The organism is Algoriphagus hitonicola (assembly GCF_900113375.1).
Classification (GTDB): domain Bacteria; phylum Bacteroidota; class Bacteroidia; order Cytophagales; family Cyclobacteriaceae; genus Algoriphagus; species Algoriphagus hitonicola.
Window position 1 is genome coordinate 7,259 of the sequence record NZ_FOPC01000023.1, and the last position, 16,469, is coordinate 23,727.

11 protein-coding genes are annotated in these 16,469 nt (G+C 42.4%); 9 read left to right on the plus strand and 2 right to left on the minus strand.

The window, feature by feature from the left end; all coding sequences use genetic code 11:
- Positions 1–290 precede the first annotated feature (290 nt).
- The 4 genes from BM043_RS19030 (at position 291) to BM043_RS19045 (ending at position 5,932) form a co-directional block, all read left to right on the plus strand.
- Positions 291–1,214 carry a glycosyltransferase family 2 protein gene (locus BM043_RS19030; protein ID WP_092794790.1) on the plus strand — a complete coding sequence of 308 codons (924 nt, stop codon included), beginning with the start codon at positions 291–293 and terminating at the stop codon, positions 1,212–1,214.
- Positions 1,215–1,223: 9 nt separating this feature from the next.
- Positions 1,224–1,922 (plus strand): GNAT family N-acetyltransferase, encoded by a 699-nt coding sequence (locus BM043_RS19035; protein ID WP_092794793.1) that lies wholly within the window; start codon positions 1,224–1,226, stop codon positions 1,920–1,922.
- 29 nt (positions 1,923–1,951) lie between these two features.
- Positions 1,952–3,160, plus strand: a complete 1,209-nt coding sequence (rffA, locus tag BM043_RS19040) for a dTDP-4-amino-4,6-dideoxygalactose transaminase (protein ID WP_092794796.1) — start codon at positions 1,952–1,954, stop codon at positions 3,158–3,160.
- 1,332 nt (positions 3,161–4,492) lie between these two features.
- A complete protein-coding gene (locus BM043_RS19045; RefSeq protein ID WP_143189583.1) occupies positions 4,493–5,932 on the plus strand; it encodes a hypothetical protein in 1,440 nt (479 codons plus the stop codon).
- Between the two features lie 666 nt (positions 5,933–6,598).
- On the opposite strand, the gene BM043_RS19050 is transcribed toward BM043_RS19045, so the two are convergent.
- Together BM043_RS19050 and BM043_RS19055 are read right to left on the minus strand one after the other, a co-directional pair.
- Positions 6,599–10,174, minus strand: coding sequence for a PDC sensor domain-containing protein (locus BM043_RS19050; protein ID WP_092794800.1), 3,576 nt, complete (start codon positions 10,172–10,174; stop codon positions 6,599–6,601).
- A 15-nt stretch (positions 10,175–10,189) separates the two neighbouring features.
- Positions 10,190–11,878 carry a patatin-like phospholipase family protein gene (locus BM043_RS19055; RefSeq protein ID WP_092794803.1) on the minus strand — a complete coding sequence of 563 codons (1,689 nt, stop codon included), beginning with the start codon at positions 11,876–11,878 and terminating at the stop codon, positions 10,190–10,192.
- Between the two features lie 1,640 nt (positions 11,879–13,518).
- On the opposite strand from BM043_RS19055, the gene BM043_RS19065 reads away from it, so the two are divergent.
- The 5 genes from BM043_RS19065 to BM043_RS19085 all read left to right on the plus strand — a co-directional run.
- The gene (locus BM043_RS19065) at positions 13,519–13,800 is read left to right on the plus strand and encodes a DUF4258 domain-containing protein (protein WP_092794808.1); all 282 of its coding nucleotides are present in this window, start codon (positions 13,519–13,521) and stop codon (positions 13,798–13,800) included.
- A 3-nt stretch (positions 13,801–13,803) separates the two neighbouring features.
- Positions 13,804–14,031 carry a type II toxin-antitoxin system MqsA family antitoxin gene (locus tag BM043_RS19070; protein ID WP_092794810.1) on the plus strand — a complete coding sequence of 76 codons (228 nt, stop codon included), beginning with the start codon at positions 13,804–13,806 and terminating at the stop codon, positions 14,029–14,031.
- Positions 14,032–14,559: 528 nt separating this feature from the next.
- A complete protein-coding gene (locus BM043_RS19075) occupies positions 14,560–14,856 on the plus strand; it encodes a hypothetical protein (RefSeq protein WP_092794813.1) in 297 nt (98 codons plus the stop codon).
- The gene (locus BM043_RS19080) at positions 14,832–15,239 is read left to right on the plus strand and encodes a type II toxin-antitoxin system VapC family toxin (RefSeq protein WP_245753084.1); all 408 of its coding nucleotides are present in this window, start codon (positions 14,832–14,834) and stop codon (positions 15,237–15,239) included. The genes BM043_RS19075 and BM043_RS19080 overlap by 25 nt, the downstream gene beginning before the upstream one ends.
- A 1,009-nt stretch (positions 15,240–16,248) precedes the next feature.
- Positions 16,249–16,469, plus strand: a 221-nt coding sequence (locus tag BM043_RS19085) for a DegT/DnrJ/EryC1/StrS family aminotransferase (protein ID WP_177188533.1), incomplete at its 3' end; no start/stop codon positions are given.

Below are 16,469 nucleotides of genomic sequence, written 5' to 3' on the forward strand. Positions count from 1 at the left end.
CCGTTGTGGTTTTCATTTTTGTGTCCGTCGAGGCTTACCTTTTTCACCATGAATAGCCCCAAGGAACTATTTTTTTAACCACCAAGGACTCCAAGAGCAGCGGCTAAGCTTATCCACCAAGGACTAAAAGGATAAAAATTTTCTTTGTGAACTTTGTGTCCGTTGGTGGTTTTCATTTTTGTGTCCGTCGTGTTTTATATTTCTCAAGATTTGATTTAAAGATCATTGAGAAATCAACTTTTTTATTCTTCTAGGCTATGAGCAAAGCCTAATTTGCTATTTTTACTCTTATGCCCCACCTTTCCATTATTTCTCCAGTTTTTCAAAGCGCTTCATTAGTCGAGCCTTTGGTGAGAGAGATTGTTCAAGCTATTGAGCCACTCAATCCGGACTTTGAGATTATCCTGGTAGAGGATGGAAGTACGGATGATTCTTGGCAGGAAATTACGCGGGTTACTGAAATTTTCCCTCAGGTAAAAGGCATCAAACTTTCCAGGAATTTTGGGCAGCACTACGCCATCACCGCGGGGTTGGATCAGGCAAGTGGTGAATGGATTTGTGTGATGGATTGTGATCTTCAGGATTTGCCGAGTGAAATCCCCAAACTTTACCAAAAAGCACAAGAAGGCTTTCAGATCGTGCAAGCCCAACGGAAACTTCGCCAAGATTCTTTTTTCAAAAAAACGGGATCCCTTCTGTTTTACCGAATCCTTACTTGGCTGACTGGCGTACCTCAAGATGAAAGCATCGGGAATTTTGGAATCTACCATCATACGGTAATCAAGGAAATTGTAAGCATGCGGGAGTCCATTCGCTATTTTCCGACCATGGTACAGTGGGTTGGCTTTCGAAAGACCAGTATTCCAGTTTCTCATGGGAAAAACCAAAACCGAAAGACTACTTATAATCCTAAACGGCTTTTTAATTTGGCCTTGGATATCATGCTGGCCTACTCGGACAAACCGATTCGGTTGACGGTCAAACTGGGCTTTATCGTGGCGATCTCTGGGTTTTTATTTGCAGGATTTACCGGATGGCGCTTTTGGATGGGAGATATTATCGTGGCGGGCTATGCCTCGCTGATTATCTCGATTTGGGTGCTCAGCGGTTTCTTGCTCATGACTTTGGGGATGGTGGGATTGTATATTGGGAAGACTTTCGAAGGAGTAAAAAACCGTCCCATCTACATTGTTGAAAAAGAAACTCATTCCTAATCTAACCCCATGATCAACCCCCTCTCTTTTGATACCCAGCTTTTTGGCTACCCTGTCGGGGCGGTAGATTGGCAGAGTTCTTTTAACGAAGAGGATTTTCTCCAAGCGGTCAGTGATTTCAAATTGGTCTATCTATTTTCCGATAATCCTTTATCATTTTCCAGTTCGCAAATACGCCCCGTGGACGTGAAAATTGTATTTAAGAAGGACTTGTCCCCAGGCCCTTCGATGGAGGGAATCCGGACATTTTCCAAAGAAAATCCGATGAATCCAAGTCAGCAGGAAAAGGATCTGCTACGCTTTTTGGCATTGGAAAGTGGTGCATATTCTAGGTTCAAAACCGATCCTAGGTTGACGAATAATGAATTTGAGAAGCTTTATGAGTTATGGATTGAACAGGCAATTTCTACTAATGCTCTGATCATAGGTCATGAATTTGAGGGAATGATCACCTACAGCAAACAAAATGATACCGGAAAAATTGGCTTGGTAGCCGTACATCCGGATCACCGTCAAAAAGGATGGGGGAAAAAGTTGGTTTATGCGTCAGAAAAGCATCTGTTTGAAAAAGGAATAAAAAAACTTGAAATTCCCACTCAGGAGTCCAATTATTTGGCGATGAAGCTCTACGAAAGAATGGGCTATCAAATCGTCAAGAAAACGTATATCTATCATTATTGGTCGGATAAACCACTGATTTCTACCTAATAGCTCACTTATTTTTCTCCTCATTTAAAATGAAAAGCTCCACTTCCGGCAACCATCAAATCCCATTTAATCGGCCCTATCTAATTGGGAAGGAGTTTGAGTACATGCAGGAAGCAACTCGATCAGGAAAGCTATCCGGAAATGGAGGCTTCACTCAGCGTTGCCAGGAATTTTTTGAAAAGAGCTATGGCCTCGCAAAGTGTTTTTTGACGTCCTCCTGTACTGATGCGCTAGAAATGGCTGCTTTGATTTTGGATATTCAGGTAGGAGATGAGGTGATTGTTCCCAGTTTTACCTTTGTTTCCACAGCAAATGCTTTCGCACTGAGGGGAGCAAAATTGGTTTTTGCTGATAGCGAATCCGACTTTCCAAGGCTTGATGCCAGCAACTTGGAACCGCTAATTACCCCCAAAACCAAGGCGATTGTAGTAGTGCACTATGGAGGTGTTGCCTGTGAAATGGATCCTATTCAGCAGCTTTGCAAAAAATACGGACTAGTTCTTATCGAAGATGCCGCTCAGGCTATTCATTCTTATCTGGGAGAAAAAGCCTTGGGAACCTTTGGTCACTTAGCCACTTTTAGTTTTCATGAAACCAAAAACATCCATGCCGGAGAAGGAGGGATGCTGGCCATCAATGATTCATCCCTTAATTCCAAGGCCGAAATCATATGGGAAAAAGGCACAGATCGGACCGCATTTTTCCGAGGAGAGACCAATAAATACGGTTGGAAAAGTTTAGGAAGCAGCTTTTTGCCCTCCGAACTTACTGCGGCTTTTCTTTGGGCCCAACTTGACCGGATTGATGAAATTCAGCAAAGAAGAAAGGCTATTTGGAGGGATTATTTTAATTTTTTCTCGAAAGCCCAACTAGAGCCCGAAGTCTTGGATAGACGATACCTCGATCAAATTCAGGAGGCCTTGGAGGAAAATATGCCTTCGAATCGAAGCTATACTTTTCAAACCAGGCCGGGTAATTATCACCTATTTTATATCCTGCTTCCTACTAGACAAGTAAGAGATTCATTTATCGCGGAATTGGGTCGAAAAGGAATTTTAGCGGTATTTCATTATCAATCCCTCCATCGATCTGAATTTTCCGAAATCCATTTTCCGGATCAGTTCCATCGTAAACTACCCAATTCCGATCGCTTTTCTGATTGCCTCGTTCGCCTTCCTCTTTTTTATGAATTACCTGAGTTAGTGAAGGAGGTTTTTCATTGTCCCCAAAAACCATAAATGTTGCCAATCGATCCGAAAACCAAACGTTGTGTATTACGATCAATTCTATAGACCTGTCTTCGGTAGGGAGGTGCGCTAGGTTTACTTGCCCCGGGTTTCAACCTGGGGATTAGGTTTGTCCAGATATCCCCCACCTCGGCCCAAGGATTTGTCGGATACCAGCCTCATCATGCCGAGGAGGTCGACAAAATTGGATAGAACCAAATTCCCAAAAAAAAATGAATGATGAATTTCGAAGTTTTGTTCCTAGACTATTTTAGGTATTGAGCAATGACCCTGAAGGGGTCGAACCTTGATTAGCCCCGTATGAGCGAGTCGAAACGACGAGCGAAATGCGGGGTTCGGTGATAAGACAAGACCCCCACCTCGGCCCGAGGATTCGCCGGAAACCAGCCTCATCATGCCGAGGAGATCGACAAAATTGGATAGAACCAAGTTCCCAAACCACCGATAATTATCATCAGAATTAACCCTTCGAGGGATAAGGTTCTCGTGATGGTTATTTATCATTGATTAAAACTAACTTAGGTTTAAGACGAACCATCGGAGGGTTTAGGTAAGTACCGAGGAGACATGATTTGATTGGGAAATCTTTCGGAATGTTTTTAGCAGTCTGAAGACTGCATTGAAAAATGGTCCAAGTCTGCTTGCATCATGGAAGTCACGAGACCTGAACCAAATGATACTTTTTTCTTTCGATAAAAGGCACAAGTCTAAAGACTTTGCGCCAATTAGGGCAATGACCCCAAAGGGGTCTAATGTTGATTAGCCCCGTATGCAGCAGCGACTGGAAGGAGCTGCGGAATGCGGGGTTCAGTGATTAAAAGAGATTCCCACCTCGGCCCGAGGATTCGCCGGAAACCAGCCTCGCAGTGCCGAGGAGGACGACAAAATTGGATAAGTAAAATTTTTCCCGCAGATTGTCGCAGAAAAAATCGCAGATCTCGCAGATTAGATTTTTTTCCATTAGAAACACAGCTCCGAAGGAGCGATACTATTCATAACCCCGTATGAGCGAGGCGGAACGACGAGCGGAATGCGGGGTTAAGGTAATAGACAGGAATCCCACCTCGGCCCGAGGATTCGCCGGAAACCAGCCTCATCATGCCGAGGAGATTGACATGATTTGATTAGAAATTCAATCCCTCAGATTCGAGTTCAAAATCCTACAATAATAGTTCGGAAATTAAAAAACCGAACAACCCAAATACCTTTGCACCTTAGGTCGTCACCTTGGCTGCCCTACATTTTTTCCAAATAGCTGCTCTTTTCAACAAAAATTCTATTTTTACACCGACACACCTTCCTTACCTAATCCTAAACCGCCACTTGCGAGCAATTTTCTTAATTTCTGTTCTTTCGCTGATCGTATTTCTTCAGATTAATGGAGAGAAAATACCCGTTAATGATGGGGCATACGGGGATGGAGTTTTCTATCGGGATGTGGGTAGATTTTTTTTGGAAAATATGGAAGAATCGGGTTATAACCTGGTCCAACTTACACGAATCCTTCCTTTTGCCCTGCTGAACCTCTCTTTTTCAACCTTTCATATCGCCAAGGATAATATTGGTTTACAGAATGGAATGATTATATGGCAAGTCATCTACCTGGCAATAGCCATTTATTGGTACTTCAGGATTACCAAAAAACTCCGGCTCAAACCGACGATTATAACACTTGGATTTATTTTATTATTTGGAAATTTCGCCTGGCTAAAAGCCATTTGGTATCATCCCTTTAGTCCGGATGCCATGGCCTTTGCCCTAGGCATGGGTCAAGTCAATTATTTTCTTCGATATGAAAAATTCAAACTGGGAATGGTTTCCATCCTGGGAGCTTTCGTCTCTCCCTTACTACTGATTTCCGGTTTGCTGATGCTCTTTCTTCCGGGGGACAAACTCCCACTTCATGAAGGGAAACGTCCCAAATCCCTCTTTCCGGCAGCGATGGCTCTGATAATTCCATTGGTGTTTGCTGTTTTGGGTTGGACCTTGGGAGAATGGTATCAAGCCGGTTTTTTAACTCAACTATTTCACATCGGAGCCCTTTTGTTTATTCCCGTATTGATTATTTATGCGGCCAAACAAAGCTCCATTGATTGGGATCTTGCGCTGGTGCAACTCAAAAAAAGAACCAAGTCCGATCGCCTCAGCAAAGGCATCATGGCCTTGGTTGGAATCTTGTTAATTCTCATTTTGCTTTCAGGCAAAAACGAAACCCTCGGGCTATTTTCCCTGATTAGGGAGTCCGCAGAGGGAATGATGCGTTTCCCGGCTGATTTCATTCTTTCCAATTCCCTTCATTGGGGACTTTTGGGAGTACTTACCTTGATTTACCTCTATCGTTTTTTACAGGAAATGGGTAAACTGGGTTGGTCCGTGGTAATTATCTTTGGAATTGGACTCTTGTTTAGCTTGTTTTTCAAGGCAACAACCTTCGCTGCGTGGATTCCTCTTTGGGCCTTGGTTTTAGTCAAAGCTATGAAGCGCTATCGCTGGAGCCTCAAAGATCAGATTATTCTGGGGGCAATGGCATTGTTCTTCTCTCTGGCTTGGCTTCCTCTAAATTCAGAAGCACTGGAGTCCTACCTGGCCGGAGGCTCCTCCGATCTCCTGTCTTCTTGGTCAGTACAGAAATGGGCCATGCACCAAAACGGTCTTGCTTCTTTTGGCAGCTATGCCTTGATGGCCTTGGCTTTTGGGATTTTTGTTCTGGCTTTTTATTGGAGAAAAAAACGGTATTTACGGCAGATAAATGGAGAAATTTAAGGTGAAAAATTGGATGGAGATTAGGAGTTATGGGATAGGGGATTAGAGAATAGGGAACAGGGAATAGGGAACAGGGAGTGACATGAAGATCGAAGGGGGAAGTCAGAAATCTGAAAAGGTAAGTAGAGGAAAAATAAAGTCTAAAATCCAGTCTGCCCCTCGTAATTCGTAATTCGTAATTCGTAAATCTGAAATCAGTAGGCAGAGAAACCCTGCTTGCCCGCCATGGCGGGAACCTCGAACCTTGAACTGCGGACCATCAGTTAAACAATTCCCCAATTCGACAATTCCCCGATTGAGTGTAAATAGTAAAAAGTAAGTAGTAAACATGGGGAAACCCTGCTTGCCCGCCGTGGCGGGAACCCATAACCCTTAACCTTTAACAGTTTGAAAACGAGACTTTAATCTTCAACCTATTCAGTTAAACAGTTCATCAGTTCCCCAATTCCCCGATTAATTGTAAATAGTAAACAGTGGGAAACCTTGAACCTCGAACTGTGAACCCAGAACCGTCGCCCCTTTTGCGAGCTCTTAAAGATTGGTGGGCACTTGTACTGAGCACTTGCACTGAGCACTTGTACTGAGCACTTGTACTGAGCTTGTCGAAGTATGTCGAACCAGGTTGGTGAGCTCGTCGAACCATCATTTACCCAATCACTCCCCGCACTACTCCTTCTTCTTTTTCAAATTAAAACTCGGGATAAATTGCCGGATTCCATTTAAAATAACTCCGATTGCCCCGACTACCGTAGTGGCAATCGCTTCGATTTGGGTCAGCAATCCCCGGTTGAAATAGGCAATTACCCCCAAAGTCAGGATCACAAATGAAACCAAAATCCACTGGTAGCCGTCAATGTTTCCCTTGTCCTGGGTGTCTCTTTCAAAGGCAGAAATCAATTCCCGGCTCGTATTGTTCAGTATGAAAAAGCGAAAGGTCTTATCAAAGAAATAGTAGCGCCCTCTTCTGTCCTTGTAGTACAAGACTCCCTTTTGGATCAACTCCGAAAGCGTAAGCACATTCTTTGGATTGATAAATCCCTCCTTGGCCAGATAATAGCAAAGCTTCTTTTCCTCAAAACTCAACTCCGACCACAGATTTAAAAAGTAAGCTTTCAAATGCCGCTGATAAATCATGATGCTCCAGAGCTTTTGTTCTTTGCTTTCCCTTGAATCCCCGTTTCGATTGAAAATAATATTCCAGAGTTTCTCATTATAAGGTTTGGACAAGCTTTCCATTGCCGGCAAAACTCCTGAAATGCGTTTGCTGCTTTCTTCTGAAGGGGAATCCATCTCTTCCTCAGGCTCAGGTTCTGCCTCCGGAATAGGGATATATCCAAAAAGAAAGTTGCTCATCAATTCGGTGATCTGTACCTGCTTTTCCTCCAAAGTAGAACCTGCCTCCGTTGCTCCATACCTGCTTTTTATAAATTGTTTGAGCGAATAGCCGGAACCCAGAATCAAATGATAGGGTCGAAACTCATGGAGCCATTCCCTCAGTTGATCGACCAAGTCATGCTTCGTGGATAGGCAATGGATATTTACTATCAATACCGCCTGAACGGTTTGCTTTCGGGCCAAGCGTTTCAATTCCGGATATTCCTTTTCTACATCCTCATTGCCGCTTTTGTTACAATCAATCACAATCAATTCCTCCGAACTCAGCTTCAGGTTAATCATCACCCATTCCTCAATGAGATTACTCTGCAGACCGGAAAGGAAAATCCGGTGTTTTCTGAATTTTTCCGGCTTGATCGTATTTTGAAGGGTGTTTTCTTCGAAAGCCGATTCCTGACCGAAATACTTTTGTAGCTCTTCGTTGATCCGGGAGGGAGGACGCTTTATTCCAATGTCAAAAAATGTAGAATAAAGCAATCCATGGGTAAATCTATAGGCAAAAACCAACCCAATCAGAACCAAAAACAACAAAAAGAGATGGGGGTTTCCAAGATGAATCTTCCCCTGGATATGCGATCCTGCCCGGTTTAATGCATCCCGGTCGGCGAAGGCAAAATTCTCCAAATCCTTTTCATTCGGTTCGAAAAATGAAAAGATCATTTCCCTTCTCGCCACTTCCAAAGCAGGATCAAAGGTTTCGATGCTTGCATTCTCTTCCACGATTTCATTTTTCCAGATCTGATGCTCAAAGGCATAATGGGATTGATAGATCCAAAAAGCAGGGATAAAAGAAATGCATAGAAAAAATAGAAATATCATTTTAGAATAGCCAATCCCGGGATTTTTGACCTGCTTTGGGTCTTTTTCAACTACCGAATAAATCAGCCAAAGTGCCACAAAGCAAAGGAGTAAATTGAAGAACAGGAATAAGATGATAAGATTAAGGTTGAGTGGAATACTGAAAATCAGGACCAACTGCAGCATCAAAATCCCCGAAAATACCCACACTCCCTTTCGGTAAATCCCTCCGTGGGTGGAATTATAGAGTAGGGGATAGTAATGAAATCGCTTCCAATTGTAGTGGGTTCGGTTTTTTAAAAACATGCAAGCCCACAGGAGTAAACCCAAAATCAGAAGATAGAAAAGGGAGGAAAGTACACTCTCGATTGCCACAATACTACTGAATTGACGGCTATGATTGGTATCAATAAAATAAACCAGGAATAGGGGGCTTTCCAACTGATCCAAATCCAACTCCTGTACTTTGGCACTGTACTCATTCCCGTTCATCCGCAGGGTCAGTTCTTCCTGCTCGGAATTCCTGCGGAGTAAAATCTGCATTTCATTCCACTTTCCCTCCGTGATCAAATCCTGAATTTTGAGAATGGGCACTTTGATGCTATGGGAGGCGTGAATCACACTCCCATCTTCTTTGATCACGAGGAATTTCCTCCGGGAATCCTGCCGCAGACTATCCTTTTGAATGGCAAAGGTCAAGGCCTGAACCGTAGTAGTGTCCGGTTTGGTGCTGATGACCAATTCCGGCTTCCCGTCCTTTCGTGAAAACTGCCTGCTGATAAAAAAACTTCCCGAACCTGCTTTTTGAAAATATTCCCGATCGGGAATGGATAAAAACTCACTGACCCCTTCCTGTGCAAGTGGCTTAAAGGAGTTGCTGGCAGAATTAGGAACCAAAAAGGAAATGATTTCCCCATCCGAATTCATGGTCAATTTTTCCTTTGGAATAATCAGATCCGGTGCATCCGAAAGCAGGGAATCTTTTCCCTGAACAATGGATTTGATCTGATCCAGATCGGCGATTTTTGTTTTGATTTGGGCAATGGTTTCATTTTCCTCCTCCAAAAATGCCCCTTGATCACCCGAAAGGAAGTACGAACTCGTCCAGCCAAAGACAAACAGTAAAAATAAGAGGGAAAATACTGCCCGGATCACTGTGCCTTGAGTCAAAACATCCCCATGGCTAAGCCCATAAATCGCCAATAGGGGAATGCCCAAAAAAATGAAAGCCAGTAAGATCAAGAGCAAAACCAAAATGGTATTATTCACCTGATAGGCAGCCTGATCCATGGACTCTTCTGATAACGCCCCCAGAATATTAAAACGTAAGCCCTCCAATTCGATATCAGTCAGGTATCCCTTGTAGTTTCGGTCCAATAGGCTGATGTCCAACACCTGAGTTCCTAATTTTTTGATCGTCAGGCTATCTTTTAGATTTAGCTTGATTCCTGCCCATTTTGCGGGATAATGGATCAATCCCGTGCTGTCCGAGACCATCAGTTCATCAAAGAAGGTATTGGCAAATTCATCCCGCGCGATCAGTTTGGATATGGGAAAATTGAAAGAAAGGCTGTAATCCTCCTTGATCGCAACCTCTGAATTTCTGTCAGCTTTGAGTCCAAAAGGATCCTCGAATAGGTAAGGCATTTCTTCAAACTCGGACAGCCAGTCGAGGGTCTTGGGATCATCGTATTTTTCAAAATTGATATATTCTCCGCGCAACTCGATTTTTTGGGTAGCCCGATCATTTTTCTCCAGTCCCAGACCCAGTTGTTCCCAGTCAAAATCTTTACTAATGGACTTGGAAAAACGCTCTTCGGCATCGTTTCCATTGAAGGAATAGAACCGGATTTTATACTGATCGCGAATCTCCTCCAGCGCTGAGCTGTAGGATTCCTGGATATTCCGCTTGACCAAAAGTACATTCCGCTCCGCCCGCATTTCCAGTTCTCGTAGGTTTTTGTTGGACTGATGCAATAAAAACATCGCCAGCAAACCCAGGATCAGCAAAAGAGCTATACCCAATCCCCAATTTTTTTTACCTTCCATGGCTGTAGGATTTTATTAGTTCAGCTGCTTATGCCCATTCAGCGAATGGTTCATCGCCTGCATCAGGGTACTGCTGATTTTTCCATTGAGAAATATCTTGGCACCCGCCCAGAGCTTGATATAATCCAAGCGGTTTAGGGAGACACTTTTGAGGATTACCTGCTCAATCCGTTTTTTCAGCAAAGGTCTGTAGCGCTCCAACTCATGAATGGACAGAGTTGGCCACTGCTCCTCATTTTCCCAGTAGGGCATTTCAGGCTGCGTTTTTCGCTCGCTAAACAAGGGGATAATCTGAACCCCCGGTTTTTTATCCGTTGTGGACATAAAATGCGGCTTGAGCTCCGCTGAGATTTCGGCGTAACCTCGCTCAAAAATCGGGTTCTTTTCGTCCAGGGGAACCGTAAAATGATCCCGGAGAAACTTCTCGCAATTGGCTCTTCCCAAAAAGAAATCATGGATTCGAAATTTTTTGGATAAAAAGCCCCCAAACCCATCGAGGGAACCGCAGGCAATGGCTTTGGCACCTTCGATTTTTTTCTCCTCTCCATTTACCCTCTGATATCGGATGGGGGAAATGACATACTGCCCGGCCATTTCGGAAGTCAGGGAATTGATCAGATGCTCCGGTTTGATCCGAGCCTGATTCATCAGTGCGGAAAGCACATTTCCTGCATAGCCTAAGAGGCTGCTTCCGGGCTGGATAAAATTGGTCGTGCTGGGAAAAGGATCCACCATCAGCACGGTGCTTTCAAATTTGGAATAGTCCTGAACCGAATGCTCTTTTTCGTAGCCCAAAAGCTGAAGCAGGGCATCCCGTACTTTCTCAAACGGCTCGTTGTTCATCATTCCCCCATCCACAAAGGTGCTTTCGTACCAATCGGTTGGAAAGCGGTTTCCCCCACCTGCGGAAACATGGCTCAGCCAGGGGAGTTCCTGCATGAGTTTTCCGTTTCGGGCCATTTTTACCGGACTGAGTCCGATGGGAAATGCCCCTGTGCCGATCGCCGCGAGCTTATAGCGTTCCAGCATTTCGGGATGGGTAAAATCCATGCGCTCCCAACCCGGAAATACCCGTGAACCCAAACTAAAGCAGGCAAAATCCCGATGGTCATAAATCCGGTAGGGATCGTTTTCCAGTTTGTCCCCCTTGAAGTCCAGGCTATATTCCAATCCCTTGAGGTTGGTCAGGGTGGAGAAGATTTTCAGTTCGTCGGCCACAAAACCTCGGGAAATGGAAGTTTCCACTTGGGCATCCAGGATTTTGTCGGCTATTTTTCTGACAAAGGTGGAATTGAGAAGGGACTGAGCCATGTTTTTATCAAGATCACCGGGATCGAGGAGCAGGTCAAACATGCTCAATTGGCCGGGGGATAATTCCTCCTCAAGTTGGTCTACCCAAGCCTGGTAGAGAGGATTATCCGGTCTGGGTTGATAAAGGTCCGGTTGGGAAAGGTGAACCGGATCGAATTCTTTTTGGAGGGAAAAGGCCGATATCATCCCGGTCATTCCCCCCGCCGAAGCACCTCCAATCACCGAAAGCTTAACCTGATGCTGTGGAACGCTCTTGGGATCCCCTTTTTTTTTGCGCTTTTCCCATTCATCCAGCGCCTCAATCAGAAAATCCAAAACGCCTGCCGTATAAGCTCCTGCTGAAATCGCGCCGGCTAGACAAAGTCCCAAATGAAAATTTTCACTTTGTTTCATAATAAAAAAATTAAATTGCTTAGTCCAAGTTCGTTGGTATCTTTTTAATAATCAAATGAATAGGGAAATTAATAAATAAATATTTTTTTAAAAGACAGGAATAGAAATTGGGTGAATTGAAATAGATTTCGGAAAAAAATCCAAAAGATTTGTAAATCTTCTTCAACCGAGTAATTTTATTACTCAGTCCCAAGCTTAGGAACAAGAGCTCTCCGCCTTGTACTATCCAAACTTGGTCTTTCTGCAAATCCGCTAGTTTTCATCGGTAAAAAAGATGGGAGTGAAAGGGCGAAGCTGTTTTGGTATTAGAGAATGGATATTCCGATAGCTATCGGAAGAGAGCAGTAGGAAGTGGCAGTTTTCAGGAAACAGTATCAAGTAGCTAGACTCAAGTAGCAAGAAGAGAAGGAATAGATAAGAACTAAGAATTAAGAGATAAGAGATAAGAGAATAGAGATAAGAGAATAGAGAATAAGAGATAAGAGAAAAAGAGAATAGTTTAAAGCCTTATGCTTCGATGAGACTGAGCTCAGCAATAGAATCAGAATGGCTATATCAATAAAACAAGCTTTAAATCTACTCTGCCCCTCGTAATTCGTAAATCAAAAATCGTAAATAAGTAGGCAGTTTTCTAGAAACAGAATCAAGAACTAAGAATCAAGAGATAAGAGGAGTTGGAAGACCGAAGGGGAAAGTCAAAAATATGAAAGGATAAATAGAGGAAATAAAGTCTAAAATCCAGTCTGCCCCTCGTAAAACAGTATCAAGTAGCTAGACTTAAGTAGCAAGAAGAGAAGCAAGAAATAAGAAATAAGAGATTAGAGAATAGGGAATAGGGATAAGAGATAAGAGAATAAGAGATAAGAGAATAGAGAATAGTTTAAAGCCTTATGCTTCGATGAGACTGAGCTCAGCAATAGAATCAGAATGGCTATATCAATAAAACAAGCTTTAAATCTACTCTGCCCCTCGTAATTCGTAAATCAAAAATCGTAAATCAGTAGGCAGTTTTCTAGAAACAGAATCAAGAACTAAGAATCAAGAGATAAGAGGAGTTGGAAGACCGAAGGGGGAAGTCAGATATCTGAAAGGTTAGCTTGAGGAAATAAAGTCTAAAATCAAGTCTGCCCCTCGTAAATCGTAATTCGTAAATCTGAAATCAGTTGGCAGAGAAACCCTGCTTGCCCGCCGTGGCGGGAACCTCGAACCCTGAACTTCGAACCATCAGTTAAACAGTTCCCCAATTCGACAGTTCTCCGAACCCTGAACTTAGAACCTTGAACTCTCCCCGTCGCGTCGTTAAAAGAGTAAAAAGTAAGAAGTAAACCGTAATCAGTGGGGAAACCCTTCTTGCCCGCCGTGGCGGGAACCTATAACCCATAACAATCTGAAACCGAGACTTTCTTCTTCAACCTATTCAGTTAAACAGTTCCACAGTTCCCCAATTCGACAATTCTCCGATTAATTGAAAATAGTAAAAAGTAAATAGTAAACAGTGGGAAAACCCTGCTTGCCCGCCGTGGCGGAAAGTTAGAACCTTAAACTCCGAATCTTTTCGTTGTTGTGTCTTTAAAAATTATACTAAAAGTAGCATTGGTACTTTTTAGCCCGATCGGATTTTGATGGGTAGAAATACTTGAATGGATTGTTCTTCAATAAAATATTCCGATCATGCTGTATTGCAGATGTTTAAAAGAGATATCTCAACACAAATGGTTGAAACTATCCTAGAAACAGGGGAAATCATTAAATCTTACCCTGAAGATAAACCATATCCCAGTTTTCTTATCTTAGGATTTACAAATGAAAAACCGATTCATTTAGTAGTTGCAAAAAACTCAAAAACGCTTGATTGCGTTATTGTAACAGCGTATATCCCAGATTTAGGTTTGTGGGAAGAAGATTTCAAAGAAAAAAAATAAAAAATGGAATGCTCTATCTGTAAGGTTGGTGAAACCAAACCCGGACAAGTGACCGTCACATTGGAAAAAGGATCGACCATTGTTCTTTTAAAGCAGGTACCCGCAGAAGTATGCCAAAACTGTGGGCACTACTACCTTGATACAGAAACAACAAAAAAAGTTTTGGAGGCTGGACAAGAGGCCGTTAAAAATGGCGCTGAATTGGAAATAGTAAATCTTAAGGTGGCTTAGATTCTAGATAGTACAATCGTTTTGAAAGTGACAAAATATTTGATACTCAATTCCTGGCAGGGTCAGATTGTAAAAAGTAAGAATTATATAGTAATCAGTGGGGAAACTCTGCTTGCCCGCCGTGGCGGGAACCTATAACCCATAACAATCTGAAACCGAGACTTTCATCTTCAACCTATTCAGTTAAACAGTTCATCAGTTCCCCAATTCGACAGTACCCCAGTTCCCCAATTCGACAGTACCCCGGTGGAAACTTAACCCATAACCCTTAACCCTTAACAATCTGAAAACGAGACGTTCCTCTTCAGCTTACTCAATTAAACAATTCATCAGTTCCCCAATTCGACAGTACCCCAGTTCCCCGATTCGACAATTCCCCGATTAATTGTAAAAAGTAAGAAGTATATAGAAATCAGTGGGAAAACCCTGCTTGCCCGCCGTGGCGGGAACTTAGAACCTTGAACTCCGAATCGTTGCGTCTTTGCAAGCTTAAAAGGAACAGGATTTATAAAATGTTTATATTTGAGTATGAGCAAAAAGAAAAAAAACAGTAATCAGGTCAATGAGCCGGATTTGGATCTTTACCAATCGAGCGAAGTGACTATTATTTCAAAAATCCTTGATTTGACGAGAAAGCTTTCCCCTGAAGCAATGGAGCAGCTAGCAAAAAAAATTCAAAATATTCATGGATTGAGCAAATCTAAAAGCCAGTCTGAATTTTCTAATTTTCTTCTTTCAGGTCCTGTAATGGAAGATTCTCATTGGAAGGCTTTTCAAGATCATAGGGAACAGTTGAATCAGTGGAGACTAAAATCATTTACCTAGATTCTGGAGTTTTAATCGAATATTTTCGAAAGAAGGATAAATCAAAATCCAAACTCTTTCTTTTATCTCAGAAATATCAAATAGTTAAGGTATCCTCAATAACCTACTATGAAATTTTATTGGGGTCAACTGAAAAGCAGATTGAATTTTGGAATGAATTTTTTGAAAAGGTAGAAGTTTTATCATTTGATCAAAAAGCAGGATTAATTGCCTCTAAAATTTACAAGCAATTAAAGAAAGAAAATAAGCTTATCGCTATCGCCGATATCCTAATCGCTGCAGTAGCATTAGCAAATGAGCTTGATATTGCAACTCTCAATAGAAAACATTTTGAACGTATAGATGGCTTAAGCCTAATCGATGTTGAAATGTTAAAAAGCTGAAAGAGGTAGGCAGTATTTGGAAGTCAGAAAGCTGAAGGGCTAAATTGAGAAAATAACCTCTAAAGACCTCTCAGCCGCTCGTAAATCGTAATTCGTAAATCTGAAATCAGTAGGCAGTTTTCAGGAAACAGAATCAAGAACTAAGAATCAAGAGATAAGAGGAGTTGGAAGACCGAAGGGGAGAGTCAGAAATCTGAAAAGGTAAATAGAGGAAATAAGCTCTTCGAATTACTCTGCCCCTCGTAAAACAGTATCAAGTAGCAAGAAGAGAAGGAATAGATAAGAACTAAGAATTAAGAGATAAGAGAATAGAGATAAGAGAATAGAGAATAAGAGATAAGAGAAAAAGAGAATAGTTTAAAGCCTAATGCTTCGATGAGGTTAAGCTCAGCAATAAAATCAGAATGGCTATATCAATAAAACAAGCTTTAAATCTACTCTGCCCTTCGTAATTCGTAAATCAAAAATCGTAAATCAGTAGGCAGTTTTCCAGAAACAGAATCAAGAACTAAGAATCAAGAGATAAGAGGAGTTGGAAGACCGATGGGGGAAGTCAGAAATCTGAAAAGGTAAATAGAGGAAATAAAGTCTAAAATCCAGTCTGCCCCTCGTAAATCGTAATTCGTAAATTTGAAATCAGTAGGCAGAGAAACCCTGCTTGCCCGCCGTAGCGGGAACCTCGAACCTTGAACTTAGAACCATCAGTAAAACAGTTCCCCAATTCTACAGTTCTCCGAACCCTGAACTTAGAACCTTGAACTCTCCCCGTTGCGTCGTTAAAAGAGTAAAAAGTAAGAAGTAAACCGTAATCAGTGGGGAAACTCTTCTTGCCCGCCGTGGCGGGAACCCATAACCTTTAACAATCTGAAACCGAGACATTAATCTTCAACCTATTCAGTTAAACAGTTCCTCAATTCCCCAATTCGACAATAATTTCGAACAATCAGTTAAATATTTCGACAGTTCGACGATTCATCAGTTCGACAATTCAACAACATCACACAAACCCTTGATTCCCGTTACCAAACCCTTTCTCCCTCCACGCCAAGACTATGACCGATACCTCGATGGGATATGGGAGAGAAACTGGCTGACTAATAATGGTCCCCTGGTCAATGAACTCGAACTCTCGCTCAAGGAGTTTCTAGGCGTCAAGCATCTACTCTACGTCGGAAACGGTACCATAGCACTCCAACTCGCCATCAAGGCACTAAATCTAAAAGGGGAGAT